Below are 25,615 nucleotides of genomic sequence, written 5' to 3'. Positions count from 1 at the left end.
TCCAATACGGTCCGTTGTTATGTTCTGTCGGCCGGCTCGGCGCCCGCCTCGCCGGCAGTGCCCCGGCCCTTGAAGTTCACGATCGGCGCCAGCCGCGCCTGAGCGATTTCGTCGAGCGTGAAGCCCAGCGCCTGCAGCGGCGCGGGCTCGCGCTTCTTGCTCACGCGCTGGCCCGGCTTCACCGGCGGCTCGTCGCTCCAGACGATCTGCCAGCGCCCGTCGGCGGCGCGCTCCAGCGTGCCGCGGAATTTCTTGCGGTTGGCCGACACGGCGCCATTGGCGCCCAGCGGCGCCTTGAGCGTGATGTCGATCACGTGACCTTCGAAGCGCAGGAAGTCGTTCTCATGGCGCAGCGGGCGGTCGATGCCCGGCGAGCCGACTTCCAGGCGCCGGTAGTCCGTGCCTTCGACCTCCAGCGCGTACTGCATCTGGCGGGTGATGCGCTCGCAGTCCTCCACCGTGACGAAGCGCTCGGGCGGGCGGGGCTGGCCGTCGGCCGGGGGCTGCCAGGGCCAATCCACCGTGACGCGCAGCAGGCCGCCGGCGGACCGTTCCAGGTCCACCAGGTCGAAGCCCAGCGCGGTGACGGTTTGCGCGACGGTGTCTTGCCAGCCCATGGTTGAAATGCATCAGGCCGGCATCGGTTTCCCGCCCGGCCAAAAAAAAAGGGCCGGTAAGTACCCGCCCATTTGGTCGTGAAGCGCGCATTGTAGCGCGCCAAACCTGGCCTAGCAAGCTGCGAGCCAGGCTCAGATGCCCAGCAGCCACTGGATCACGCTCTTGGCCAGAAAACCCAGCATGCCGAAGGACAGCACCATGAACAGCACGAAGGTGCCGAAGCGCCCAGCCTTGGACTCCCGGGCCAGGTTGAACACGATGAATAGCATGTAGAGGATGAAGGCGCCGATGCCCACGGTCATGCCGAACTGGGCGATCTGCGCCTCGGTAAAGCCCCACAGGGTGCCGGTGGCCATGGCGCCTCAACGCTCCGCGTCGGCCAGCAACTCGCGCCCCGCGTGCCAGCTGGCGTGCGCCAGCCAGGGGATCGCCACCACCAGCCCGAGCAAGGCCAGCCCCATGCCCAGGGCCACCAGCGCCGCGATCAGCACCGCCCACAGGGTAAGCGTGAGCGGGTGGCTGGCCACGGCGCGCCAGCTGGCGCCCACGGCGGTGTGCACCGGCACCGGCCGGGCCACCAGCATGGGCAGGGCCACCACGGTGCTGGCATAGACCGGCGCCGCCAGCAAGGCGCCCTGCAGCAGCCAGACCTCGAACAGCCCGGGCTCGGGCGCCAGCACCACGTAACGCAGGAAATCCAGGGGTTTTTCGATCGGCACCGGCGAGGCCAGGGTGATCAGCCCGGCCGAGGTGAGCACCCAGCCGGTGCCGGCCAGCGCCAGCAGCAGACCGAAACGCACCAGCCGCCCATCGCCCGAGCGCCACAGGCCCAGCACCTCGGACAGCGGAGCACGGCGCCCGGCCGCCAGGGCCTGGCTCACCACGTACAGGCCGGTGGCCAGGATGGGCGCGACGATCAGGAAGCCCGAGAACGCCCCCGCCAGCAGCCAGAAGCGGTCGCGCGCCAGGGCCAGCAGCAGCAGGCCGAAGCCGGCGATCAGCGCGCCGTGCAGCAGGCCCGGCAGCGGCTGGGCCCAGAGGTCGCGCCAGCCCAGGGCGAGCCAGCGCAGGCAGGAACGGGGGGTGATGGGCGGGATCGTCTCGGCCATGGCGTGCGGGCGATTCTGGGCTGGGGGCGCCGGCGCGGGGCTGACCTGGATCAAGCCGCGGCCTGCACCAGCAGGCGCGTGTAGGGGTGGGCGGGCGCGGCCAGCACCTGCAGCGCGGGGCCGCGCTCGACGATGGCGCCGTCCTTCATGACGATGACCTCGTGCGCCATGGCGCGGATCACGTCCACGTCGTGCGTGATCAGCAGGAAGCTCAGGCCCCGGTCGCGCTGCAGGCGCTGCAGCAGGGCCAGCACCTGCTTCTGCACGGTCACGTCGAGCGCGCTGGTGGGCTCGTCGAGCACCAGCAGCTGCGGCTCCACGATGAGCGCGCGCGCGATGGCCAGGCGCTGGCGCTGGCCGCCGGAGAACTCGTGCGGGTAGCGCTGCAGCCAATCGGCGCCGCGCTGCGGGTCATCGACCAGGCCCACCTCGGCGAGCAGCGCGCTCACGCGCTCGCGGCGCGCGGCGGCCGGCAGGTCCGGCCGGTGCACCGCCAGCCCCTCGCCCACGATCTGCTCGATGGTGAGGCGCGGCGAGAGCGAGGAGAACGGGTCCTGGAACACCACCTGCACGCGCTGGCGCAATTCGCGCAGGCGCTTGTTGCGCCGGGCCTCGGCCCAGTCGCTGCCGGCCACGTCCAGCCGGCCCTCGAAAGGCAGCAGGCCCAGCGCGGCCAGGGCCAGGGTGCTCTTGCCCGAGCCCGATTCGCCAATCACCCCAAGGGTGCCACCCGCGGGCACGGCCAGGTCGGCGCCCTGCACCGCCGTGAACGCCCCCTTGCGGAACCAGCCTTTGAAGCCCGGCAGGGGCACGGGGTAGCTCACGCGCAGGCCCTCGGCGCGCATCACCGGCGCGGCGCCGGCCGGGGGCTCGACCACGGCGCGCTCGGGCTGGCTGGCCAGCAGCTTGCGGGTGTAGGCGTGCTGCGGGCGCTGAAACACCTCGGTCACGCCGCCCTGCTCCACCAGATGGCCCTTCTCTATCACCGCCACGCGGTCGGCGAAGCGGCGCACCAGGTGCAGGTCGTGCGTGATGAGCAGCACCGCCATGCCGTGCTGGCGCTGCAGATCCGACAGCAGCGCCAGAATCTGGCCGCGCAGGCTCACGTCCAGCGCGGTGGTGGGTTCGTCGGCGATCAGCAGCCTGGGCCGGCTGGCCAGTGCCATGGCGATCATGGCGCGCTGGCGCTGGCCACCGCTGAGCTGGTGCGGAAAGGCGTCGACCCGGCGCTCGGGCTCGGGAATGCCGGTGGACGCCAGCAGCTCCACCGCCCCGGCCCGCGCCTGGCGCGGCGTCAGGCCGCGCTTGAGCTGCAGCACCTCGCCGATCTGGTTGCCCACGCTGTAGAGCGGGTTGAGCGCGGTCATGGGCTCCTGGAAGATGACCGCCACCTCGTCGCCGCGCACCCCGCGCAGCTCGCGCTCGCCCAGAGCGAGCAGGTCGCGCCCACCCAGCAGGGCCCGGCCCGAGACCTCGGCGTTGACCACCAGCCTGAGCAGCGACAACGCCGACACCGTCTTGCCCGAACCCGACTCGCCCACCAGCGCGAGCTTCTCGCCCTCGGCGATGGCAAAGCCAATGCCGTGCACCACCGGCTGGCCGCCGAAGGCGATGCGCAGGTCCTGCACGTCCAGCAGCGCCGGTCGTTCGCTCATCGGTCGGCCTTTCGAGGATCGAGCGCATCGCGCAACGCGTCGCCCATGAAGGTGAGCAGCAGCAGGGTCAGCACCAGCACGCCGAAGGTGGACAGCGAGATCCACCAGGCGTCGATGTTGTTCTTGCCCTGGCTCAGCAGCTCGCCCAGCGAGGGCGTGCCGGGCGGCACGCCCAGGCCCAGGAAGTCCAACGAGGTGAGCGCCAGGATGGCCGCGCTCATGCGAAATGGCAGGAAGGTCACCACCGGCGTCAGGCTGTTGGGCAGGATGTGGCGCCACATGATCTGCACGTTGCTCAGGCCCATGGCCCGCGCGGCGCGCACGTAGTCGAGCTGGCGGTTGCGCAGGAACTCGGCGCGCACGTAGTCGGACAGGCCCATCCAGCCGAACAGGCTCAGCAGGACCAGCAGCAGGCCCACGCTGGGCGCGAACACGGCCGAGAAGATGATGAGCAGGTACAGCTCGGGCATGGCGCCCCAGATTTCGATGAAACGCTGGAAGGCCAGGTCCGTCTTGCCGCCGAAGAAGCCCTGGATGGCGCCGGTGAGCACGCCAAGCAGCACGCCGATGGCCGTGAGCGCCAGCGCGAACAGCACGCTCACGCGGAAACCGTAGATGAGCTGGGCCAGCAGGTCGCGCCCGCGGTCGTCGGTGCCCAGCCAGTTGGCGGCGCTGGGCCCCGAGGGATTGGGCTGTTCCGCGAAGTAGTTGATGGTCTGCGAGCCGTAGGGGTTGGGCGCGTAGAGGGCCCAGTTGCCGTCCCGGGTGATCTGCTCGCGGATGAACGGGTCGAGGTAGTCGGTGGCGGTCTGGAAGTCGCCGCCGAACACGGTCTCGGGCAGGTCCTGCACGATGGGGAAATAGGTTTTGCCCTCGTAGCGCACCACCAGCGGCCGGTCGTTGGACAGCACCTCGGCGAACAGGCTGGCCACCACCAGCGCGCCAAACACCAGCAGACTCCAGTAGCCCAGGCGGTTGCGCCGGAAGCGCTGCCAGGCGCGCCGGCCGGGACCGATAGAAGCCCGCGGCAGCGAGCGATGCGGCGCAACCGGCTGGGCCGGGCCGCTCGCATCGCCCCCCGAAGGGGCGGAAACGTCCGCGCCGCGCGCGGGCGTTGCGGGGGGCTTAGTCATATTTCACGCGCGGGTCCACCCACACGTAGCAGAGGTCGGAGATCAGCTTGGTCACCAGGCCGATCAGGGTGAACAGGAACAGCGTGCCCAGCACCACCGGGTAGTCGCGGCGGATCACGCTCTCGTAGCTCAGCAGGCCCAGGCCGTCGAGCGAGAACAGGGTCTCGATGAGCAGTGCGCCGGTGAAGAAGGCCCCGATGAAAGCGGCCGGGAAACCCGTGACGATGGGGATCAGCGCATTGCGGAACACGTGCTTCCACAGCACCTGGCGCTCGCCCAGGCCCTTGGCCCTGGCGGTCATCACGTACTGCTTGCGGATCTCTTCCAGGAAGGCGTTCTTGGTCAGCATGGCGATGACGGCGAAGCTGCCCAGCACCATGGCCGTGACCGGCAGGGTGATGTGCCACAGGTAGTCCACGATGCGCGCGCCCCAACTCAGTTCGTCCCAGTTGGCCGAGGTGAGGCCGCGCAGCGGGAACCATTGCAGCTGCCCGCCGAAGACGACCAGCAGCGCCACGCCGAGCACGAAGCCCGGGATGGCGTAGCCCACGAGCACGACCAGCGTGCTGACCAGGTCGAAGCGCGTGCCGGCGCGCACCGCCTTGGCCACGCCCAGCGGCACGGCCACGCCGTAGCTGATGAGGAAGGTCCACAGCCCCAGGCTGATGGACACCGGCAGCTTCTCGGCGATGAGCTGGGACACCGGCTTGTTCTGGAAGAAGCTGGTGCCCAGGTCGAAACGCGCGAAGCGGCCGATCATCTCGACGAAGCGCTGGTGCGGGGGCTTGTCGAAGCCATAGAGCGCCTTGATCTGCTCGATGCGCTGCGGGTCCACGCCCTGCCCGCCGCGGTACAGCGCCCCGCCTTCAGCGCCGGTGCCGCCCGCGGCGCGCGCCTCGGCCAGGTACTGCTCCACCGGGCCGCCGGGCACGAACTGGATCACCACGAAGGTGATCAGCAGCACGCCGAACAGCGTGGGCAGCATGAGCAGCAGGCGTTTGAGGATGTAGACCCACATAGGACGTCAGAAGAAGCCCAGGCGGGAAACACCGCGGCGCCGGCTTTGCCAGGCCGCAGCGGTTGCCCTCTCGAGGGGGTGACGCGCGAAGCGCGGCGCGGGGGTGTTCATTGTTTGGCCCACCAGGTGTCGATGGCCCAGGCCTCGCCGGTGGCGTACGGGGGCATTTCGGGTGGGCGCTGAAGGCGCCAGGCGTTGTAGGCCAGGCGGTGCGTGGACGCCGACCACTGCGGAATCAGGATGTGGCTGTGGGCGATCGCGCGGTCCAGCGCGCGGCAGGCGGCGAGGAAATCGGGCTTGGTCTTGGCGCCCACCATGCGGCCGATGAGCCGGTCCACCACCGGGTTGGCGATGCCCGCGTAGTTGCCCGAGTCGGGCGTTTTCGCGGCCTCGCTGCCGAACAGGTCGGCGTACTCGGCGCCGGGGTTGGTCGTGCCCTGGAAGGCGATCGAAATGATGTCGAAGTCGAAGGTGCGCAGGCGCTGCTGGTAGAGCGCGAAGTCGACGGGCCGGAAGCGCAGCGTGATGCCGAGCTTTTGCAGGTTGCGGATCCAGGGCGAGACCACGCGCGCGCCGGTCTCGTTGCTGTCGAGGTACTCCAGTACCAAGGGCTCGCCCTGGGCGTTCTTGAGCACGCCGTCCTGTACCGTCCAGCCCGCCTCGCGCAACAGCGCCTGGGCCTTTCGCAGGTTGTCGCGCAGCGACTGCCCGCCGTCGGTGCGCGGCGGCGCATACATGGGCCCGAACACGGCCGGCGGCAGCTGCGCGCGGCCGGGCTCGAGCAGCGCCAGCTCCTCGGGCGAGGGCGGGCCGTCGGCCGCGCACTCGGTGTTGCCGAACAGGCCCCGCACGCGCTGGTAGGCGCCATAGAACATCTGCCGGTTCATCCACTCGTAGTCCACCGCCAGGTCCAGGGCCTCGCGTACGCGGATGTCGTCCAGCGGCTTGCGCCGGGTATTGAGCACGTAGCTCTGGAAGCCCGTGGGCAGCTTGTGGGGCAGCTCGATCTTGACCAGCTCGCCGCTGTCGAACTTGCGGCCATTGACGCGGCGCGCCCAGTCGCCGGCCGAGAAGAAGCGCATCAGGTCGAACTCGCCCGCCTTGAGCGCCTCCAGCCGCGCCGTGTTGTCCTTGTAGATCTTCACCGAGATGCGGTCGAAGTTGGCCGTGCCGCGACGCACCGGCAGGTCGCGCGCCCAGTAGCCCGGGTCGCGCACATAGGTGATGTCGCGTCCGAACTTCACCGGCCCGATGGTGTAGGGGCCGCTGCCAATGGGCGGGTCCATCACGACCTTGTCGAAGGTCTTGCGCTGGCCGGTGGCGGGGTCGGTCTCATTGCCCCACTGCCGGCTGAAGATGGGTATGGCGCCGACGGTGAGCGGCAGTTCGCGGTTGGGCCGCTTGAAGCGGAAGCGCACGGTGCGCTCGCCGAGCACGTCCAGGCCCGCCACGTCCGCCAGGATGGTCTTGTAGGCCGGCGAGGTATAAGGGCCCAACAGGGTGTCGAAACTGAACTTCACGTCGGCGGCCAGCACCGGGTCGCCGTTGTGGAACTTGGCCGTGTCGCGCAGCCGAAACACCACGGACAGGCCGTCGGGCGCGGCCCGCACGTCATCGGCCAGCAGACCGTAGCCGGACCCGGTCTCGTCCAGCGCCCCGGTCAGCAGCGAATCGAACATCAGGCCGCTGAGGTAGGCCGGGGCGGTACCGCGCAGGGTGAACGGGTTGTACTTGTCGAAATTGCTGACGCGCAGGTTGCTCACCAGGCGCAGTTCGCCGCCCTTGGGCGCCTGCGGATTGACGTAATCGAAGTGGGTGAATCCCTCGGGGTACTTCAGTTCGCCCCAGATCGCATACCCGTGCGCGGCCCACAGCGCCGGCGCCGCCAGGCCCAGGGTCCACGCCACGCCCCAGCGGCACAGCCGGCGCAGCAAGGAAAGGGGCGTGACGTGCATGCGACAATTCTGCGTGATTTTTTCCTGGAGTCCGATCAATGGGTTTTCTCGCTGGCAAGAAGCTGCTCATCACTGGGGTGCTGTCCAACCGTTCCATCGCCTACGGCATCGCCAAGGCCTGCCACGAACAAGGCGCTGAACTGGCCTTCAGTTACGTGGGTGAGCGCTTCAAGGACCGCATCACCGAGTTCGCCGCCGATTTCGGCTCCACGCTGGTCTTCGACTGCGACGTGGGCGACGACGCCCAGATCGAGAAGCTGTTCAGCGACCTGTCTCAGACCTGGCCCACCTTCGATGGTTTCGTGCACGCCATCGGTTTCGCGCCGCGCGAGGCCATCGCGGGCGACTTCCTGGAGGGTTTGTCGCGCGAGGCCTTCAAGATCGCGCACGACATCAGCGCCTACAGCTTCCCGGCCATGGCCAAGGCCGCCCTGCCCTACCTCAACGATCGCGCCGCCCTGCTCACGCTGAGCTACCTGGGCGCCGAGCGCTGCGTGCCCAACTACAACACCATGGGCCTGGCCAAGGCCAGCCTGGAGGCCTCGGTGCGCTACCTGGCCGAATCCCTGGGGCCCAAGGGCATGCGCGTCAACGGCGTGAGCGCCGGCCCCATCAAGACCCTGGCCGCCAGCGGCATCAAGGGCTTCGGCAAGCTCATGAACCTGGTGTCCACCGTGTCACCGCTGCGCCGCAACGTCACCATCGAGGACGTGGGCAATGCCTCGGCCTTCCTGTTGTCCGACCTGTCCTCGGGCATCACGGGCGAAATCATCTACGTCGACGGCGGCTTCAGCCACGTGGTGGGCGACTCGGCCAACGCCGAAGCCTGACCTCGGGCCTCAGCCACAAAAAAGGCCCTGCAGCGCAGGGCCTTTTTGCTGGATGCGCGCGGGCCGCTCAGGCCTTCACGCAGTCCGCGAAATAGGCCTTGCGGCCGTCCTCGCCCACGGTCTCCACCAGGCCGTGGATGTCGGTCTCGAAACCCGGGCACTCGCGCGCGAACTCGCGGTTGAACTTGAGGTAGTCAACGATCTTGCGGTTGAACACCTCGCCCGGGATCAGCAGCGGGATGCCCGGCGGGTACGGCGTCACCAGGCTGGTGGTGATGCGGCCCTCCAGCTCGTCGATGGGCACACGCTCGGTGGTGCGCTGGGCGATGTGGGCGAAGGCCTCGCTGGGCTTCATGGCCGGCGTGAGGTCGCTCAGGTACATCTCGGTGGTCAGGCGCGCGATGTCGTACTTGGCGTAGAGCGCGTGCACGTGCTGGCACAGGTCGCGCAGGCCCATCTGCTCGTAGCGCGGCTGCTTGGCGCAGAACTCCGGCATGATGCGCCACATCGGCTGGTTCTTCTCGTAGTCGTCCTTGAATTGCTGCAGCGCCGTGAGCAGCGTGTTCCAGCGGCCCTTGGTGATGCCGATGGTGAACATGATGAAGAAGCTGTAGAGGCCGGTCTTCTCCACCACCACGCCGTGCTCGGCCAGGAACTTGGTGACGATGGACGCGGGGATGCCGGTCTCGCCGAAGCTGCCGTCCATGTTGAGGCCGGGCGTGACGATGGTGGCCTTGATCGGGTCCAGCATGTTGAAGCCCGGCGCCATGTCGCCGAAGCCGTGCCAGTCGCGCTCGGTGTGGTGCTCGGCGGCGTCGTCGCGGCGGCGGTTGAGCACCCAGTCCTTGGCCTCGCCCACGCCCTCGTCGGCCAGGCGGTCCGGGCCCCAGACCTTGAACCACCAGTCGTCGGCGCCGAAGTCGTCCTCGACCTTGCGCATGGCGCGGCGGAAGTCCAGCGCCTCCAGCAGGCTTTCCTCGACCAGCGCTCGGCCACCGGGCGGCTCCATCATGGCCGCGGCCACGTCGCAGCTCGCGATGATCGCGTACTGCGGGCTGGTGCTGGTGTGCATCAGGTAGGACTCGTTGAACAGGTGCCGGTCGAGCTTGACGTTCTGCGAGTCCTGCACCAGCACATGGCTGGCCTGGCTGATGCCGGCCAGCAGCTTGTGGATGGACTGGGTGGCGTACACCACCGACTCCATGGGTCGCGCGCGCTTCTTGCCCATGGCGTGGTAATTGCCATAGAAGGGATGGAAGGCCGCGTGCGGCAGCCAGGCTTCGTCGAAGTGCAGGTTGCCGACGTAGCCGTCCAGCATCTGCTTGATGGCCTCGGTGTTGTAGAGCACGCCGTCGTAGGTGCTCTGCGTGAGGGTGAGGATGCGCGGCTTGACGGCGGCGGCGTCCACGCCCTTGAGCAGCGGGTTGGCGCGGATCTTGGCCTGGATGGCCTCGATCTCGAACTCGCTCTGCGGGATCGGGCCGATGATGCCGTAGTGGTTGCGCGTGGGCTTGAGGAAGACGGGGACGGCGCCCGTCATGATGATGCTGTGGAGGATGGACTTGTGGCAGTTGCGGTCCACCACCACCACGTCGCCCGGGGCCACCGTGTGGTGCCAGACCATCTTGTTGCTGGTGCTGGTGCCGTTGGTGACGAAGAAGCAGTGGTCGGCGTTGAAGATGCGCGCCGCGTTGCGCTCGCTGGCGCCGATGGCGCCGTTGTGGTCGAGCAGCTGGCCCAGCTCTTCGACCGCGTTGCACACGTCCGAGCGCAGCATGTTCTCGCCGAAGAACTGGTGGAACATCTGGCCCACGGGACTCTTGAGGAAGGCCACGCCACCCGAATGGCCCGGGCAGTGCCAGGAATAGGAGCCGTCCTCGGCGTAGTCCAGCAGGGCCTTGAAGAACGGCGGCTGAATACCTTCGAGGTAGCTCTTGGCCTCGCGGATGATGTGGCGCGCCACGAACTCGGGCGTGTCCTCGAACATGTGGATGAAGCCGTGGAGCTCGCGCAGCACGTCGTTGGGCAGGTGCCGGCTGGTCTTGGTCTCGCCGTAGATATAGATCGGCACGTCGGCGTTCTTGCGGCGCACCTCTTCGATGAAGTTGCGCAGGTTCAGCACCGCGGGGTCGAGGTCCGGCCCCTGGCTGAACTCCTCGTCGTCGATGGACAGGATGAAGGCGCTGGCGCGGCTTTGCTGCTGCGCGAACTGCGACAGGTCGCCATAGCTCGTGACGCCAACGACCTCCATGCCCTCGCTTTCGATGGCCTGCGCGAGCGCGCGAATGCCCAGGCCCGAGGTGTTCTCGGAGCGGAAATCCTCGTCGATGATGACGATGGGGAAACGGAACTTCATGCGGCTCTCCTGGCGAAGCGCGCAAGTGTACGGAAAACGCATGTCCGTCCGGCCTTGTCGGGCCTGGATTGGCGCAGAATGCGAAGCGGTCCCGACGGGGGACCGCTACATGGAGGACAAGGCACATGGCCGATTCGACCTGGTGGTGGCTGCTGGCGGGCGTGCTCGTGGGCGCCGAGCTGCTCACCGGCACGTTCTACTTGCTCATGCTGGCGCTGGGCGCCGCGGCCGGCGCCATCGCCGCGCACCTGGGACTGCCCCTGACGGGACAGCTGGTGGTGGCCGCCCTGGTGGGCGCGGCCGCGGTGGCGGGATGGCACTGGCACTCGCGCCGCCGGCCCGGCGACCCTTCGGTGCGCAGCCTGCGCAGCGTCAACCTCGACATCGGCGAGGTCATTCACGTCGAGCAGTGGAACAACGACGGCACGGCCACGGTCAAATACCGCGGCGCCGCCTGGACCGTGATCCAGCGACCCGGCAACGCGCCCACACCCGGCGCCTACCGCGTCACCGAACTCGTGGGCAACCGCCTGCTCGTCGAGAAGGCCTGAGTCCAGGCCGCCCTGCAACCGCTCCATAGAAAGAACAAGACCCGACCATGGAAATCGCCATCCTGCTCATCGTCGTCGCCGCGATCTTCGTCACGCGCGCCGTCAAGATCGTGCCCCAGCAGACCGCCTGGGTGATCGAACGCCTGGGCAAGTACCACGCCTCGCTCGCGCCCGGCCTGAACATCATCGTGCCCTTCATCGACAAGGTGGCCTACAAGCACAGCCTGAAGGAAATCCCGTTGGACGTGCCCAGCCAGGTCTGCATCACGCGCGACAACACCCAGCTCCAGGTGGACGGCATCCTCTACTTCCAGGTGACCGATCCCATGCGCGCGAGCTACGGCTCGTCCAACTACATCGTCGCGGTCACGCAGCTGGCGCAGACCTCGCTGCGCTCGGTCATCGGCAAGCTCGAACTCGACAAGACCTTCGAGGAGCGCGACATGATCAACGCGCAGGTGGTCTCGGCCATCGACGAGGCCGCGCTCAACTGGGGCGTGAAGGTGCTGCGCTACGAGATCAAGGACCTGACGCCGCCGGCCGAAATCCTGCGCGCCATGCAGGCCCAGATCACGGCCGAGCGCGAGAAGCGCGCCCTGATCGCTGCCTCCGAAGGCCGCCGCCAGGAGCAGATCAACATCGCCACCGGTGAGCGCGAGGCCTTCATTGCGCGCTCCGAGGGCGAGAAGCAGGCCGAGATCAACAAGGCCCAGGGCGAGGCGGCCGCCATCCTCGCCGTGGCCGAGGCCACGGCCGGCGCGATCCGGCAGGTGGCCGAGGCCATCCGCCAGCCCGGCGGCCAAGAGGCCGTGCAGCTGAAGGTGGCCGAGAAGGCCGTCGAGGCCTACGCCAGCGTGGCGGCCGACGCCACCACCACGCTCATCGTGCCGAGCAACATGACCGAGGTCTCGGCCCTGATCGGCTCGGCCATGAAGATGGTGCAGACGGGCAAGCCCACAGGGGCCTGACATGGACGACCTCGCGCACAACGTGCTGGGCGGCGAGCTGCAAGCCTGCTCGTTCGACCCGCTGACCGGCTTCTACCGCGACGGCTGCTGCCACACCGGCGCCGACGACGAAGGCACGCACGTGGTCTGTGCGCGCGTCACGCGCGAGTTTCTGGACTTCTCCGCCCAGCGTGGCAACGACCTCGCCACGCCCCGGCCCGAGCAGCGCTTCGCGGGCCTCAAGGCCGGCGACCGCTGGTGCCTGTGCGTGAGCCGCTGGCTGGAGGCGCTGCAGGCCGGCGTGGCCCCGCCCGTGGTGCTCGAGGCCACGCACCAGAACGCCTTGCAGCACGTCTCGCTGGAGGTGCTGCAACGCCACGCCTGGCGCAAGGCCGAGGACGGCAGCCACACCGGCTGAGCCCGCGCGCGAGTGAGCTACAATCCCGCGCTTCGCGGAGAGGTGGATGAGCGGTTTAAGTCGCACGCCTGGAAAGCGTGTGTGGGTTAATCCCCACCGCGGGTTCGAATCCCGCCCTCTCCGCCACCCCCCTAGTGTTTATGCGGCTTCCAGCGGGGTTCAAACCAAAATGCACCATCCCAGGTGCCATCCCGCATAAGACCTAGCGAGATGATCTGAGTTGCCCGGCGTGTTGTGGCCCAACCACGAACAGCCGATGTACTTTCAGCTCAGCACGACAACGGATCACAAGCCGTTCCCCTCTCCCGACCCGTTTGACCTCCCCGTCGGGGGCCACTTCTCCGGGTGGCTCACTCAGATCCAGATTGAGAGCCAAGGCATGCTGTCCGGTCGTGACAGCGCGTGGGTCAATGCCGTCGCAGATGTGGTTGCTGCTTTGATCGTGAACCGCGCGCCTGGCACCTCTGACGCTCTGCGCTTTGAGATGCGCAGCAAGAATGAGACTTCGCTGCTGTCCTTCTCGGAGCTGCTGCGTCATCCGGGCCGCGTCGGTCAGTTTGCTTTCCTTGAGAGTAAAGCCCCATGGCGCAGCATCTCGCCACAACCAACGGATTGGGAGCGGTACGCAGTCTTCGCCCTGATACAGCTTCGCTCAAGCGTCGAGGTCTTGGCGACACTGCCAACGCCCAACGTCAGCCAAGATGAACTGAGCATCGTCGATATTCCGCAGGTGGTGCGGACGTACGAACGAGCAGCCTCGCTTGCAATGGAGGCGATGTGCGGATTGCAGATCGCTCGCGACAAGCGTCGAGCTGCACAGGAACGTATTGCGAAGTCGAAACACGCAGCCGGCGTTTTGCACAAGGACCGGGAAGCCCTCTTGGACAAGGCAATTGATATCGCCATGGCGAAGTCCTTCCGCACGAAAAAGGCCGCAGCAGAAGAAGTGATCAACCAGCTCCCGAAGGACAACAAGGGAACACCGTATGACTTGGCGACCGTACTGGGTTGGTTCCGCGAACGGAACTTCTCCGTTCCCAAGCGCGCCAATGCCGCGCCAGGAACCCCCTCGAAAAAGTAGATCTGCCAGGCAAGTACATGGATGGGCTTGGCTGACAGATGTACGAGCCCAGGCACGTCTATGTGCGTCGGGCTCAGCCCCCAAGAGACTCCGCTCCACCTCAACTCATGGAGTCTCAATGATGCAGAAACGACTGAAGCAAGCCATCTTCGCGGGCACTCAGGCCACGGCCCAGAAAGACGTACCGCTCACCCCGATCGAGAAGCTCCAGGCGCTACAGGCGCAGATGCCTCAGGCTGGGTACATCAGGCAGGCCGGCTTGCTCAAGGTGCTACCGATCTCCTCGGCAACGCTCTGGCGCTGGGTGAACAAGGAAGCCTTCCCGAAGCCCGTCAAGCTCAGTCCGCGCATCACCGCGTGGCGCGTGGATGAGGTTCAACGTTGGTTGGAGAAGAGTGGCTTGACGACCGCTTGAAAAGTTTGAGCAGGCGCCCGAGATTCCATCGGCTGTCCGCCTGATCATCGAAAACTTGATGATCACGAATGCACCGCATCGCGGCTACCGTCTCCGAGTGGATAGCTTGCAAAGCAAGTCCCCGATCGGGAGCCTCCGTCGTTTCTGCGTTTAGAAAGCTGCACAAACGACCACAGTACTGCGCGAGGATGTCCTCAACTTCCTCAAGATGGTCGCGGACTTTCTGCTGCAAAGAAGCGTCTACTAGATCGAGGGACTGGAAGGCTGCGGCCAGCTCGGAGGCTCGCTTGGCCTTTTCCCCCCAGTACTGCTGCACCGCTTCAAGTGATTGCGTGTCGCTTAGCGGTAGAGACGCACGCAGTCCATGGATGTGATCCAAGTATGGCTGTATGGAGAGTGGAGCCACCACCGCCCTGAGCCAAAACTCATCCAGCACTGAGCGTTCTCGCATAGCCCTTTCGCGGGCCGAGTTCTTCCTCAGCGTATAGAGTGAAATGCCAATGGCTATCAGGCTTGTCGTCAACGTCGGGAGTTGCGCCAGGAGCTGGCTTCCATAGCCATCCTTCTCAGGCTGACACATGACAACGGTAGCGTGCCCTGGCGCGGACACTGCAGAGCAGTGACTTGGCAGGGACAGACGACTTAGCTCCACCGGTGCTGTCTGGACAGGTGTCTGTTCCACTGCGGGTCCCACCGCTACTTGACCCGCCGGCGTGGCGTTACTGGAACTCTTCTCGTCGCCTTTAGGCGAACTCTGAACGGCCGCCTCATTTGAAGCAGTCTGCGTTTCCACGCCCTTGCCAGACGAAGTCGCCTCGCGTGTCTTTTCAGCTACTTGTGCCTGCGGGTTGGCGGGACTGGAAGGCGCACCCGTAGGTTCAGCCTCAGAACTCACGCGAACAAGTTCTTAGACTGCAACGCACGCGTGACGTAGCCGTCCATCACGTTTTCTAGGAACTTGGGCGACGTGAAGTGATACCGGTCGTAGAAAGCCTCCTTACTACCGGCCTTCACAACACTCGGTCCAAACAAGCCGAGGAAGAACGAACTGCTGATGGTGTAGGTACTCGGCGGAATGACCACCTCAACCACACCAGGCTCAGAGTCGTAGACATCCAGCCCCAGCGTACTGCGAAGCTGCTCCCCTCTCTCGCGCCCAGTGTAGACAGGGCCAGAGATGCCGCCGAAGTCGATCGTTTTCGGTTCGCTCATGACTGTCCCCCTTGAGTAGCAACGGTACTCTTCGAAGTTGACAGAGGGAATTTTATCCCTATGGCCGTCCCAGGGAACATCACGCCCGCGAGAGGCCTTACATAGCTGCGGTCAGGGCGCTCCTCAAGACTGTTGTCATTATTAAATGCAATAATCTTCATTCCTCGATCATTGTTGCGCATTTCGTACTTCCCATCAAATAGCACATACGTTGATCCAGAGACGATCGCCATTCTCGCGCCCTCCTCCGATGAAGCAGCGCACTCCGCATGGACACGCTGAAAAAAGTCGATGAGGTCGACCGTACCGTTCCCCCTTGTGTCCGCCTCTGTAACGTTCTTGCTGCTTACGTTCCCTTGGAGCGCTATGAGCGTAAAAAGATCCTCTTCGCGCCACCCTGCATTGAAGAAGCTGCGACGTGTGTGCAGATCCAGATACCGCTGAACTTGTCGGCGAGGGAAACTGTCCGCCGGCAAGCGCGCAAAAGTCTCGGCAATAGACTGCCCGAAATTGAAAATTGCTACCTCACACATTGGTGTACTGAGCTGAGTATCCAAATATCCTTGAATTGACCAGTCATACATCCCCGAATGCTGTTCAGCATTGTCCAAGATCTCACTCACATATGCGCAGAGCTGACTTCTAGACTCTGGCATCAACTCACGACCAATTCGAGCCAAGCAGCGATTTATGTGATCTGCAAATGCAGCAGTGACCCGTGATTTTTGATCCGCCAGGTGTGGCTTTATTTTTCGAATGTAGTGCCTGCAGCGCGTGTCAAACAACTCCAACCGCCGCTCATCCTCCGGCGAGGGGTAGTGGTTCTTGATCTTGAGCCGCTTGATCAGTCCTAGTGCTCGAACGAAGCGCGCGTGTGCGGGATCGGCCGGAAAATTACCCCGCCAATTCACGGTTCTCCCTGATCTTCTGGACTCGACGGCCAATTCTTCCACTAGCACATCAAACAGTCCATTTGCCCCTAGATCATATTGCTCAAGTGAATCAAAATTCACGAACACTGATGCTATCGCCCTAGACTGCATGGCTTGCGCCAACTTGGCTAGTGGCGCCAATGCCTGCTCAGGGTGATCAATCAAGGAAAATCGCGGAGGCAAGTTGAACTTGATGTTCCCTCGATGGCGCTGCGTGTCGCGATCAGTCATTTCAGCCATCATCTCAGCGATTTTCGATCGAATACCGAATGCTGAATTAAACCGAGCCCGAGCCCGATCTCCGGCCTGAGCAAGCTTCCACTCGCGATGTTTTCTACGCGTTGCCTTGCGCAGTCGCTTATTGCGAATGAATAGCGGGACGTTGATTTTGGCAAGCTTGTTTGACAATCGATTTGTCTCCTCCACTACGTGGAAGAGAGTGTACGGGACATGGTAACAATCCGTACAAGAACGAGTCTCACGCTCAGAACTTAGATGCCCAGCGCCCCAGGTAGGCCATAAGCAGGCCCAGTGCTGCACCCAATGCGGCCAGCACAAAGTCTGGACCAGTGGTGGGGATCGGAAGCGGCAGAGCGGCCAGAACACTGCCCCAATCGATCACCACCCCTGTAGCCCCTTCCAGTCGGTCGGACTTCTTCGCCAAGCGCAAGCCAAGGAAGAACACCGCCGCACTGACGCTGGCCAACATGCCCCCCAATGCCATCCAGCACCGAGGGCAGGCGATCAACAGCCGAAGAACAAACTCCATCGCCGCTACGTCTGGTCTTTGGTCGGCGCGCCGGGTGCGTTGCTCTTCACAGACGCAATGCCGCTCTCCATGGCCGCTGCGGACGAGTACATCTCGCTTCGCCCAAGCGTCTCACCGTTGGTGGCCACCAAGACGAAGTAGGGGGAGCCGTTCGTGGCTACCTTGCGCTGATACCGCGAATCATGAGGCGCGTTCGCCTTCACCGAATCGATCCCGCCTTGCGCGCCATGCTTCGATGTGTACCGTTCGCTGGTGAGGATCACTTCATGATTCCCCGACTTCAGATTGAACATGTACTGCGACCCCGACGCCTTGAGTTCAAAGTAGCCTGCCATTGCTGAGTCTCCTCCGGTGGATGAATGGACGACGTGTCCAACGCATGAGCGCAACGGAGTTTTAGCGGCAGGCTGCCAGCGCGCGAACCCTATCGAGGGAAACCACCTATCAGCGGATACCACATTTGTGCATTGGCTCAGACCTGCAGGCTAGATCGGCTGAATGCCCGTTCCCTCAAACCAATCGTCTTCCAACGAATGGATACCGTCCACCGAGGAGTTGTAGTTGATGGTCAGTTCTTCGTTCGGATCGATGTCGCGGACAGCCTCAAACGTCAGAAGAAGCTCGCCCGCGAAGGGCGCTGTGAACCGCATGTTTGCCGGGTTGGCATGGTTGTACAAGCTCCCCCAACCGAGAGCGAAAGCTGATGTCAAATCCGATGAACCAGTCAAAGCGCCCCAATCAAACACGCGGAGTGCGAACAGCTCCGGCAATGGCGTAACCCTGCGATCGAAGAGAATGACCGGGCACACTTCGACAACATCTCCTTTGGCGATCTTTCGAGAGGAGAAGACGCCTCGACCTTTGGCTGTCTTCGTGTCCATGCAATAGCCGGGAACGGGCCTGATGAGTACCGTGCTCATAGTCCCTATCGCGCGCCCATGAGGTTGCCATCCATGCGTGTCTTGCGACCCAACTGCATTCCGAAATCGGCCAACAGTGCCTTGTAGGACACCAATGGGCTCACAGTCGCAGCAGTGGGCATGGGCCGCTCGGTGCGAAACATCTCATCTTGCAAATCTCCCTCGGCAGAAGCAGCTCGCGCGGCCTGGCGCTCCCGCTTGGGTAGGATGATCAGGGACCAAAGTACCACCAGCAAGGAAACTGCGTCGCGAGGCAATTCAACGTTATTGTTGGCATCGAGGCTCATTTCACCGAACACAACGGACTCCGCCCCGCGCAGCAATGCAACGCAGACGTGGTCGGCGTGAATGTTGTCGACCAAGCGCAGTCCAATCTGGGTCAAGCGGTCTTGTACCGACTGCCAGAGGTCCGCATCAATCAATGCTCTACGCACGCGCGGGTGCTGACGAGGAAGCCAACGACGCGCCAGCAGTTCTGCCACCAGCAAGGCCGCTTCGTCAGGTGCTTCAGTCATGAGAATCACTTTCGGTATCGGGTTGGAACTGACCAACGCTGATGGCAGCCACCATCTCGTCATCTACGAGTTGCACCACCGGTTGCAGCTCAACGTGCCACGGCAAGCGAGCCAGTTCACCAGTTTGACCACGCAGGGTGCGCGCTTGCGCATCACCCAACAAAGGCAGTAGTTGCATGCGGTACGCGGCTTGTGCGAAACGGCCGCCGAGCACTGCGTCTGCCACTAGGCGCCGCTCTGGCGGGCTATCTTCGGTTGCGCCCGTCCACGTCCCAATTTGGGTGATCAAGTCTTCCAGTTCCACAGGCATACGCAGTACCTCCATCTGACCCACCCCGGCCAAGGACGGCGGCGGCAACCCCTGCGAGCGCTCCGGATCTGGGCGGTCCCTATCGAATTCACCTTCAGCAACATCGAGCAATTCGTGCCCGCTTACGAACACGGGGCGAACGCCGGTTGACAACGCATCGCCCAACAACCCGTGCAAGGCCGGATGTGCCTGCAACCACTGCCGAACATCCGAACTAGTAATGCCGGTGGAGCCCAGTGTCACGCGCTGGCGGTCGGCCTGCTGCAAGGCACGCGTGAACTGACTTCAGACCGTGAAACAGCTGGTTCAGGTCTTCGCGCTGCAATCGAGCCTGCGGTTGAGCCGCCACTTCCAAGAAGACCCACATTCGCAGACGGGCCGTAGCCTGCCCTCCAGACAGGATTCCGCGCAATGCATCGATCGCATCCAGGCGCTGCCCCAGCGCCCAGCCGAGCGACGACTCCGCCGCAAATCCGGGATCTCGGAAGTACCCCTCGAAGGAGTTGGCCTCAGATTCTTCCGCAGGGTGCTCCCCTATGTTTCGGTCTTCTGTTTTCATCAAGAAAATTCTCCCCTCAGGAGCGCCAAGGAAAGCACGATGCAGCCGCTGAGTCATTCGCACAGGCCTCAGCTGTCGCCTTGTGAATCTGCTCCATAAGCGCCTTCATGAACGGCTCGACGCTGTACAGAAGAGGGTTTTCTATTCCCTTCTCAATTGATCGAATGCTGCCACCCAGTTGCCTTGCACCTTTTCGCACCATGGCATAGATTGCGCAATCAATCATTGGCTCATCAGGTTTCCGGCTGTCGCCATGGTGTATTTCGATGATCTGACCCCATTCGATCCGAATGCTATCTGCGGATTCTTCACCGCGACAGATGCAGTCTGCAGTGAGCCAGTAACGTCCCCATTCTTTCGAAAGTCTGGCTTGGCGACGGATCGAAAACAGTCCGGCCCCTTCAATGGTTTTGGGCTGCCCGCCCTCCCTCTGGGCTTGCTGTGGAAAGTAACGCACCGTTGGTCGACGGCCCAACTTAAGGTTCAAAGAGAAAAGTCGGTCGGACACAAGTTGCCAGTTCTGAATCAGGTTGCTAAACACGATCGGGCCTCGCGCAACCTTTTGCGAGGAAGCGACCCTACTGTGTCCGGATTGGTGAGGCAAAAAGTTCAAGACAAAAAATGAGCGTAGTGCGCTCAGGTCCGCGGTGTCGTCCTTGGCACTCAACAGTTGATACATCGCGTAGCCCTCTTCTCGAAGATAGTCAGCAAACAGTGAGATCAGTTCCGAGCCAGCTTCCCTCGGGTTAAGTGCCTCCATGAACTCAGACAAGTACATGTGTTTGACGAAGGCTCTGTTGGCACGAAGGTAGGCGTCCTCCGCCTCCGAGAGAGGAAAGGCGGTGAGAACAACTACCGCTCGATCATCTGCGTCGTCGGCACTGCGTCCTCGAACCCATTGAACGTAGTCCTCCAACTGACCTTTCAGAAACTGGTCGCGCATCTTGATCTCGATCAGGATGCGCGCTGTTCGAACGTTGGACTCCAAGGTGATCTGGAGGTCTGCACGCCGATCGTTGATCCGATGATCCTCGGATAGATACAGGGACTCGGCATCCACGTTCTGCACCGACGACAACGGCCAGCGGCCATGTTCGAGCGGAGCCACTTTGATCAAGGGATAAACAACGTCACGCCGCATTGCCGCAATCTGTTCAATGATGTTCCCCAGATATCGACCGTGATACTTGGCATCGAATTTGCCTTGAATGGCAGAGAAGAAATTTTTCATGGCATCGACAGCGTTGCTACTCGATTCAAGTTCTAGCTATCAAGGATTTCTGGATCCACTGGCCATGACTTGTGATAAGGGGAGCTCCCCTCCCTGGCTCCCAATCCGAACGCGATTCACCCCGACTCTTTGGGGAGATTGTGTCGCAACAAATATAGGATTTCGGACTCACCCTTCCGGGTCCAACTTCACGTCGAGCATCGGAAGATCGTCCTCAAGCTGCTGGATCCAGTACTTAGGATGATTGCGGCCATAGGACGCATGGATGCCATGGCCGCTGACGTGAACCACCTCCACCGTTGGCCCCAACGTCGCTTGGCACTGATAGATCTGAACGGTGAACTGCGACAAGTCACACCCGAATCGGTGAACTAGGCGTTCGAGCTTGCTCAGCTCGTCAGCAGTCGGTGAGAGTGCGCGGTGAGGAGAAAGGGTCATTGGTGATGCTTCTGCGATAGCCAGTGGGGCCTGGTCATGCACGGAGGCCTGCTGCAATAGGCCATGACACATGGAGTTGGCACAATACTGCCACCTCAGGCGGCCACAGCCCCATGTTTGCATAACGCCCGTCTCGCATCAGCACACCTGGCGCGGTGACCTCCATGAACCTGAGGCGTGAAAACGGCCTTGCCCCCTTCACAGAGCCCCTTTAAGCACGGAAGCTCAGCTTACCTAGACGGCATAAACAGCGCCGAGCCGGCCTGGTGGTATTTTTGGTGGTATGAGACAAAACCAAATCACAAAAACTAAGTAACTATGCGGCCTACAGCCATAGATGTGAACGACGCCCTCGCTCAGAACGACCCAGGTCGATTCACCCAGAGCCCTGAAAGCCCCGTCAACCCTCGTGTTGCGGGGCTTTTTTGTTTCTGCACTCGAGGCCTCGCTCAGGGCGCCCGCCTTCAAGGCGGCACAGGCTTGGACTTAAGGCAGCGTAAATCCTGGGATTGAACACTGCGTGCTCCCGCGGACCAAGGACTCTCGAAATGAACTGGAAAAACACGTCGAGCCGCTACGGCACCGTTTCCATGACCCTCCACTGGTTGACGGTGCTCGTCTTGATCGGCGTCTATGCCTGCATCAACCTGACCGACCTCTTCGCCAAGGGAAGCGCACCGCGCGAAGCCTTGAAGGACGGGCATTTCATGCTCGGCCTGGCGGTGTTGGCCCTCATGGCCCCGCGCCTGTTCAACCGCATCCTGGGCAAGACCCCGGCCGTCGTGCCACCGATGCCCCGCTGGCAGCAATGGCTGGCGAGCGCCATGCACGTCACGCTGTACGTCTTTCTGGTGGCCATGCCCCTGCTCGGCTGGCTGACGCTCAGCGCCTCGGGAAAACCGATCCCGTTCTTCGGCATCCAGCTGCCAGCGCTCTTGGCGGAAAACAAGGACCTTGGCAAGCAGTTGAAAGAGGTCCACGAAGCGCTCGGCACGCTGGGCTATTTCCTGGTGGGCGCGCATGCCTTTGCGGCGCTGTTCCACCACTTCATCACGCGGGACAACACGCTGATTCGAATGTGGCCGCAAAGGCAGTAGCGCCACGCCCCCCGCCGCGCCGGTATCACCCGATACAGCCGCGACCCGCGCCGCGGCCCAAGAATGGGGTTTCCTTCACTTGGGCCTTCGCCATGACACCCCTAGAACACGCCCGCGAACTGATCGAGCGCTTCATCCGCGCCGTCAACGACGGTGACGCCGACGCGGCCCAGCGCTGCCTCACGCCCGACGCCCAGTTGGTCTTTCCCGGCCCCACCCGCTTCCAGCGCGTGGCCGATTTCCTCGCCCTGAGCGGTCCACGCTACCAGCGCGTGGCCTACACCTATGGCGCGATGGAGCTGGCGCAGAACCACCAGGGCCGCACCGTGGTCTTCGCCCAAGGCACGGTCAGCGGCGTGTTCGCCAATGGCCAGGCCTTCGATGGCGTGCGCTACATCGACCGCTTCGACATCGACAACGGCCTCATCGCCTCCAAGGAGGTCTGGTCCGACATGGCCGATCGCATGCGCCGGCTCGGCCTCTGAGCCGCGCTCGGTATCGGCCTATACAGACACGGCGGGCCGCCGTGCGCACCATGGCCCCGTGCACAAGCGGTTGCACGGATCACATGGAGATTTCATGAGCAAGCACCCCGACGCCGTCGCGGCGATCACCCAGCGTTACCAGGAGTGGATGAAGGCCATCCGCGAACGCGACCTGCAGGCCATCCTGTCCATCTACGCCGACGACGCCACCTACATGCCGCCCGGCCGGCCGCTGGCCACGGGCCGGGCCAAGCTGCAGGAGGTCTGGGGCGGCTACCTGCAGCGCAAGGACTTCGTGGCCGAGTACACGCCCACGCTGCACGTGTCGGACGCCGGTGACATGGCCTACGACATCGGCCGCTACCGCATCAGCATGGTCAAGGACGAGGGGCCGGTGAGCTTCGTCGGCAAGTACGTGGTGGTGTGGAAGAAGGTCGACGGGCAATGGCGCGCCATGCTCGACATGGACAACGACAACGGACCCGAGGCCCAGGCCTGAGTCCGCGCTGAGGGCGCGCCGGGCGCGCGCCCTCAGCGTGTGTTGGAGGCCTCGGCCCGCGTCTCGGGCCAGCCTTCGCCCGGCGGGTCGCCTTCGTTGAGCACCACGAAGCGCGACCCGTTCATCGCCAGTTGGCCGCGCTGGCGCAGGCGGTTGATCACGCGCGTGACGGTCACGCGCGAGGTGCCGGTCATTCGCCCCACCTGCTCGTGCGTGAGGTGCACGGTCATCTCCCGCCCCTGCGCGGTGGTGGTGCCGAAGATGCCGGCCACGCGACGCAGCAGGTGCAGCACGCGCGCCTCGGGGGGCAGCGAGAAGGCGTATTCGAGCCGGATGGCCAGCACGCGCTGCTTGATGCTCACGATGCGCAGCAGGGACAGGGCCAGCTCGGGGTGGGAAGCGAAGGCCTCGCGCAGGCGCCGCGCGTCAAAGCGCAGCACCTCGGCGTCGCGCAGGGCCACCGCGGTGGAGAAGCGCGGCAGCCCGTCGAACGCCGGGGCGTCCCCGCACAGGCCGTTGGGGCCCATGACCTCGATGGTGATCTCCTGCCCGTCTTCCTCGAAGCAGGAGATGCGCACCTCGCCCGAGAGGATCAGGAAGAAGTGCGGCGACACCTCCCCCTGTCCATACAGCAGGTTGCCCTTGCGGATGCGCAGGCGGTCGGCCAGGTAGTCGTGCCGCAGCCACAGCTCCACGTCCTCGGGGGACAGGCCCCAGGTTTCTTGTCGGCGTTCGCTCATGGCGGGGGAATCTAGCTTCATGGCCGCGATCCTTCAATGCCGCGCTCACAGGCGCGTGGTCGGCGGCAGTTCCAGGCCATAGAGCGTCTTGCCGTAGAGCTCGCCACCCACCTCGGCCTGCAGCAGGAAGTGGGAGGCCATGCCGTGGATGTCGCGGAAGAAGCGCTCCACCGGCCCCTGCGGCAGGATGGCCCCGCCGCAGGTGGCCACCAGCCGGCCAGCCGCCGCCACCGCCATGCGCGAGGCCAGCGCGGCGTCGGCCCGGTAGCGGGCGCGCTGTTCCTGGCCAAAGGGCTCGCCGCGCTCGGCCTGGGCGTGCATCTCGTCGATGTCGGAGACGATCAGGCGGTGCGCCATGTGGATCTGCGCCGCGCCCTGGCCCAGTTCGATCTGGTTGTGGCGGTCCTCCGACTGCGCGGTCGAGGTGGCGTTGGCGATGCGCTTGCGGCCCAGCGCGATGACGGCGTCGAGCAGGCCGAAGGCGCCGCCCACCACGCCCGCCGCGGTGCACAACGCGAACACCGCGTTGAGCGGCATGCGGTACATGGGGCCGTGGTTGCGGACCTGGCCCGGGTACACGCCGCGCTGCGCGTCGGCCCAGGAGAGGGTGCGGTACAGCGGCACGAGGCAGTCGCTCAGGCTCACGTCCTTGCTGCCGGTGCCGCGCATGCTGGCCACCTGCCAGCTGGTGTCGTCGACCGTGAAGGCGCTGCGCGGCACCGCCGCGAGCCGCTGCTCGGGCGGGCCGCCGTCCCGCGGCACCGCCACCATCACGCACAGCCAGTCGGCCACGTCCACGCCCGAGGCGTACAACCAGCGGCCCGACAGGCGCAGCGCATCCCCTTCGAGGCGCACCTGCACGTCGCGCCCCACCCCGCCGCTGAGCACGGGCACCACCGCGTCGCGGCCGCCGGCGAACACCTCGTCCTGAAAGCGCGGCTCGAACATGCCGAGCAGCCAGGGGTGCACGCCCGCCAGGCAGAGGATCCAGCCGGCCGCCGTGTCGGCGCGGGCCACTTCGCGCGCGCATTCGAACAGCGCGCGCGGGTGCATGTCCCAGCCGCCGCAGGCCGCGGGCTGCACGATGCGGAACAGGCCGATGCCGCGCATCGCGGCCATCGCCTCGTCGGACACGCGGCGCTCGGCCTCGTGCCGCGGCGCGCAGTCGCGCAGCAGCGGCGCCAGGCCACGCGCCCGCGCCACCAGTTCCTCGATCGCCGGGGCGGGTGAAGCTGTTGCGGTGCGGCTCATGCGGCGGCCCCTCCGAGTTCGTGGTACTGGCCCCGCAGGTAGACCAGCGCGCGCGCGTCGAGATCGCCGTGGCGCAGGGCGTTCACCTGTCCGACGACGATGGTGTGGTCGCCCGCGGCGTGCTGCGCCACGACCTCGCAGACCAGGGCGGCGCCGGCGTTGTCGAGCACGGGCACGCCCTGCTCCAGGGCCCAGGGGGCCTCGCAGCCGGCGTCGCGGCGGCCGGCGTAGTACTGGGACACGGCCTGGTGGCCGGCCTTGAGCACGTTGACCGAGAAGCGGCCGTGGCGCCGCAGCGGCGAAAGCCAGCGGCTTTCGTTGCGCACGCAGACGAGCAGCAGCGGCGGCTCCAGGCTCACCGAGGTGACCGAGTTGGCCGTCATGGCCGCGGGCGCCTCGGCCGTGCCGCAGGCCACCACGGTGACGCCGGTGGGAAGACAAGCCATCGCGGCGCGATACCGGCGGCTGTCGAGAGTGCTGTCCATCCTGGGGACCTCCGTTGTGATTGATGGTGGGCCGCAGTCTCGCGAGCCCGGCGCGCAGCGTCTGTATCGGTCGATACCTGCACGCC

The 25,615-nt window shown here is 64.8% G+C and carries 27 protein-coding genes, 1 tRNA gene and 2 pseudogenes; 10 read left to right on the top strand and 20 right to left on the bottom strand.

Annotation, left to right across the window (positions count from 1 at the left end; genetic code table 11):
• Positions 1 to 17 precede the first annotated feature (17 nt).
• The 7 genes from rimP to JNX00_RS10950 all read right to left on the bottom strand — a co-directional run bounded on the left by rimP (position 18) and on the right by JNX00_RS10950 (position 7,488).
• Positions 18 to 617 (bottom strand): ribosome maturation factor RimP, encoded by a 600-nt coding sequence (gene rimP / locus JNX00_RS10980; protein WP_070398623.1) that lies wholly within the window; start codon positions 615 to 617, stop codon positions 18 to 20.
• A 132-nt stretch (positions 618 to 749) separates the two neighbouring features.
• Entirely contained in the window at positions 750 to 974 is a 225-nt protein-coding gene (locus JNX00_RS10975) for a DUF2788 domain-containing protein (protein WP_070398624.1), read from the bottom strand.
• 6 nt (positions 975 to 980) lie between these two features.
• On the bottom strand, positions 981 to 1,727 hold the full coding sequence (locus JNX00_RS10970; RefSeq protein WP_070398625.1) for a DUF2189 domain-containing protein: 747 nt from the start codon (positions 1,725 to 1,727) through the stop codon (positions 981 to 983).
• 50 nt (positions 1,728 to 1,777) lie between these two features.
• Positions 1,778 to 3,382: a dipeptide ABC transporter ATP-binding protein gene (locus JNX00_RS10965; protein WP_204744958.1), complete on the bottom strand. Its 1,605-nt coding sequence runs from the start codon at positions 3,380 to 3,382 to the stop codon at positions 1,778 to 1,780.
• The gene (locus JNX00_RS10960; protein WP_204745047.1) at positions 3,379 to 4,413 is read right to left on the bottom strand and encodes an ABC transporter permease; all 1,035 of its coding nucleotides are present in this window, start codon (positions 4,411 to 4,413) and stop codon (positions 3,379 to 3,381) included. The genes JNX00_RS10965 and JNX00_RS10960 overlap by 4 nt, the downstream gene beginning before the upstream one ends.
• Before the next feature lie 94 nt (positions 4,414 to 4,507).
• Entirely contained in the window at positions 4,508 to 5,533 is a 1,026-nt protein-coding gene (locus tag JNX00_RS10955) for an ABC transporter permease subunit (RefSeq protein WP_204744957.1), read from the bottom strand.
• 107 nt (positions 5,534 to 5,640) lie between these two features.
• Positions 5,641 to 7,488, bottom strand: a complete 1,848-nt coding sequence (locus tag JNX00_RS10950) for an extracellular solute-binding protein (protein WP_239478308.1) — start codon at positions 7,486 to 7,488, stop codon at positions 5,641 to 5,643.
• A gap of 38 nt (positions 7,489 to 7,526) precedes the next feature.
• Here JNX00_RS10950 and fabI point away from each other — a divergent pair, with 38 nt between their 5' ends.
• A complete protein-coding gene (fabI, locus tag JNX00_RS10945; protein ID WP_070398629.1) occupies positions 7,527 to 8,318 on the top strand; it encodes an enoyl-ACP reductase FabI in 792 nt (263 codons plus the stop codon).
• Between the two features lie 67 nt (positions 8,319 to 8,385).
• On the opposite strand, the gene JNX00_RS10940 is transcribed toward fabI, so the two are convergent.
• A complete protein-coding gene (locus JNX00_RS10940) occupies positions 8,386 to 10,674 on the bottom strand; it encodes an arginine/lysine/ornithine decarboxylase (RefSeq protein ID WP_070398630.1) in 2,289 nt (762 codons plus the stop codon).
• Between the two features lie 125 nt (positions 10,675 to 10,799).
• Here JNX00_RS10940 and JNX00_RS10935 point away from each other — a divergent pair, with 125 nt between their 5' ends.
• The 6 genes from JNX00_RS10935 to JNX00_RS10910 all read left to right on the top strand — a co-directional run bounded on the left by JNX00_RS10935 (position 10,800) and on the right by JNX00_RS10910 (position 14,086).
• The gene (locus JNX00_RS10935; protein ID WP_070398631.1) at positions 10,800 to 11,225 is read left to right on the top strand and encodes an NfeD family protein; all 426 of its coding nucleotides are present in this window, start codon (positions 10,800 to 10,802) and stop codon (positions 11,223 to 11,225) included.
• A gap of 47 nt (positions 11,226 to 11,272) precedes the next feature.
• Positions 11,273 to 12,193, top strand: coding sequence for a stomatin-like protein (locus JNX00_RS10930; RefSeq protein WP_070398632.1), 921 nt, complete (start codon positions 11,273 to 11,275; stop codon positions 12,191 to 12,193).
• A gap of 1 nt (position 12,194) precedes the next feature.
• Positions 12,195 to 12,590: a DUF2237 domain-containing protein gene (locus tag JNX00_RS10925; RefSeq protein WP_204744956.1), complete on the top strand. Its 396-nt coding sequence runs from the start codon at positions 12,195 to 12,197 to the stop codon at positions 12,588 to 12,590.
• A 36-nt stretch (positions 12,591 to 12,626) separates the two neighbouring features.
• Positions 12,627 to 12,716 (top strand) — tRNA-Ser (locus JNX00_RS10920).
• A 130-nt stretch (positions 12,717 to 12,846) separates the two neighbouring features.
• Complete coding sequence (locus tag JNX00_RS10915; protein ID WP_204744955.1) at positions 12,847 to 13,671, top strand: hypothetical protein; 825 nt, start codon at positions 12,847 to 12,849, stop codon at positions 13,669 to 13,671.
• A gap of 118 nt (positions 13,672 to 13,789) precedes the next feature.
• The gene (locus JNX00_RS10910; RefSeq protein WP_239478307.1) at positions 13,790 to 14,086 is read left to right on the top strand and encodes an AlpA family phage regulatory protein; all 297 of its coding nucleotides are present in this window, start codon (positions 13,790 to 13,792) and stop codon (positions 14,084 to 14,086) included.
• Between the two features lie 891 nt (positions 14,087 to 14,977).
• Here the strand turns inward: JNX00_RS10910 and JNX00_RS10905 are convergent.
• From JNX00_RS10905 to JNX00_RS10865, 9 genes and pseudogenes are all read right to left on the bottom strand, one after another.
• A complete protein-coding gene (locus JNX00_RS10905) occupies positions 14,978 to 15,298 on the bottom strand; it encodes a hypothetical protein (RefSeq protein ID WP_204744954.1) in 321 nt (106 codons plus the stop codon).
• The gene (locus JNX00_RS10900) at positions 15,295 to 16,638 is read right to left on the bottom strand and encodes a hypothetical protein (RefSeq protein WP_204744953.1); all 1,344 of its coding nucleotides are present in this window, start codon (positions 16,636 to 16,638) and stop codon (positions 15,295 to 15,297) included. Before JNX00_RS10900 ends, JNX00_RS10905 begins: the two co-directional genes overlap by 4 nt.
• A 76-nt stretch (positions 16,639 to 16,714) precedes the next feature.
• The gene (locus tag JNX00_RS10895) at positions 16,715 to 16,999 is read right to left on the bottom strand and encodes a hypothetical protein (RefSeq protein WP_204744952.1); all 285 of its coding nucleotides are present in this window, start codon (positions 16,997 to 16,999) and stop codon (positions 16,715 to 16,717) included.
• 5 nt (positions 17,000 to 17,004) lie between these two features.
• Positions 17,005 to 17,334, bottom strand: coding sequence for a YegP family protein (locus JNX00_RS10890; protein WP_204744951.1), 330 nt, complete (start codon positions 17,332 to 17,334; stop codon positions 17,005 to 17,007).
• A 150-nt stretch (positions 17,335 to 17,484) separates the two neighbouring features.
• Positions 17,485 to 17,880 carry an SET domain-containing protein-lysine N-methyltransferase gene (locus JNX00_RS10885; RefSeq protein ID WP_204744950.1) on the bottom strand — a complete coding sequence of 132 codons (396 nt, stop codon included), beginning with the start codon at positions 17,878 to 17,880 and terminating at the stop codon, positions 17,485 to 17,487.
• A gap of 59 nt (positions 17,881 to 17,939) precedes the next feature.
• Positions 17,940 to 18,434: pseudogene (locus JNX00_RS10880) on the bottom strand (hypothetical protein); the annotation flags it as partial.
• Positions 18,427 to 19,303 (bottom strand): annotated as a pseudogene (locus JNX00_RS10875) (hypothetical protein). The pseudogenes JNX00_RS10875 and JNX00_RS10880, both read right to left, overlap by 8 nt.
• A gap of 16 nt (positions 19,304 to 19,319) precedes the next feature.
• Positions 19,320 to 20,534, bottom strand: a complete 1,215-nt coding sequence (locus JNX00_RS10870) for a hypothetical protein (protein ID WP_204744949.1) — start codon at positions 20,532 to 20,534, stop codon at positions 19,320 to 19,322.
• 168 nt (positions 20,535 to 20,702) lie between these two features.
• Complete coding sequence (locus tag JNX00_RS10865) at positions 20,703 to 20,972, bottom strand: hypothetical protein (protein WP_204744948.1); 270 nt, start codon at positions 20,970 to 20,972, stop codon at positions 20,703 to 20,705.
• A 548-nt stretch (positions 20,973 to 21,520) separates the two neighbouring features.
• Here JNX00_RS10865 and JNX00_RS10860 point away from each other — a divergent pair.
• From JNX00_RS10860 to JNX00_RS10850, 3 genes are all read left to right on the top strand, one after another.
• Positions 21,521 to 22,069, top strand: a complete 549-nt coding sequence (locus JNX00_RS10860; protein ID WP_204744947.1) for a cytochrome b — start codon at positions 21,521 to 21,523, stop codon at positions 22,067 to 22,069.
• Positions 22,070 to 22,161: 92 nt separating this feature from the next.
• Entirely contained in the window at positions 22,162 to 22,554 is a 393-nt protein-coding gene (locus JNX00_RS10855) for a nuclear transport factor 2 family protein (protein ID WP_204744946.1), read from the top strand.
• A 94-nt stretch (positions 22,555 to 22,648) separates the two neighbouring features.
• Positions 22,649 to 23,053: a nuclear transport factor 2 family protein gene (locus tag JNX00_RS10850; protein WP_204744945.1), complete on the top strand. Its 405-nt coding sequence runs from the start codon at positions 22,649 to 22,651 to the stop codon at positions 23,051 to 23,053.
• Between the two features lie 32 nt (positions 23,054 to 23,085).
• Here the strand turns inward: JNX00_RS10850 and JNX00_RS10845 are convergent, their stop codons facing one another.
• The 3 genes from JNX00_RS10845 to JNX00_RS10835 are packed head-to-tail and all read right to left on the bottom strand — an operon-like array spanning position 23,086 to position 25,529.
• On the bottom strand, positions 23,086 to 23,814 hold the full coding sequence (locus JNX00_RS10845; RefSeq protein WP_083293097.1) for a Crp/Fnr family transcriptional regulator: 729 nt from the start codon (positions 23,812 to 23,814) through the stop codon (positions 23,086 to 23,088).
• Between the two features lie 24 nt (positions 23,815 to 23,838).
• Positions 23,839 to 25,044: a hypothetical protein gene (locus tag JNX00_RS10840; RefSeq protein WP_204744944.1), complete on the bottom strand. Its 1,206-nt coding sequence runs from the start codon at positions 25,042 to 25,044 to the stop codon at positions 23,839 to 23,841.
• Positions 25,041 to 25,529, bottom strand: a complete 489-nt coding sequence (locus JNX00_RS10835) for a flavin reductase family protein (RefSeq protein WP_204744943.1) — start codon at positions 25,527 to 25,529, stop codon at positions 25,041 to 25,043. The genes JNX00_RS10840 and JNX00_RS10835 overlap by 4 nt, the downstream gene beginning before the upstream one ends.
• Positions 25,530 to 25,615: the final 86 nt, after the last annotated feature.

It is taken from the genome of Hydrogenophaga sp. YM1 (assembly GCF_016903055.1).
In the GTDB taxonomy this organism is placed as follows: domain Bacteria; phylum Pseudomonadota; class Gammaproteobacteria; order Burkholderiales; family Burkholderiaceae_C; genus Hydrogenophaga; species Hydrogenophaga borbori.
This window is presented reverse-complemented; position numbering and strand designations above follow the sequence as displayed.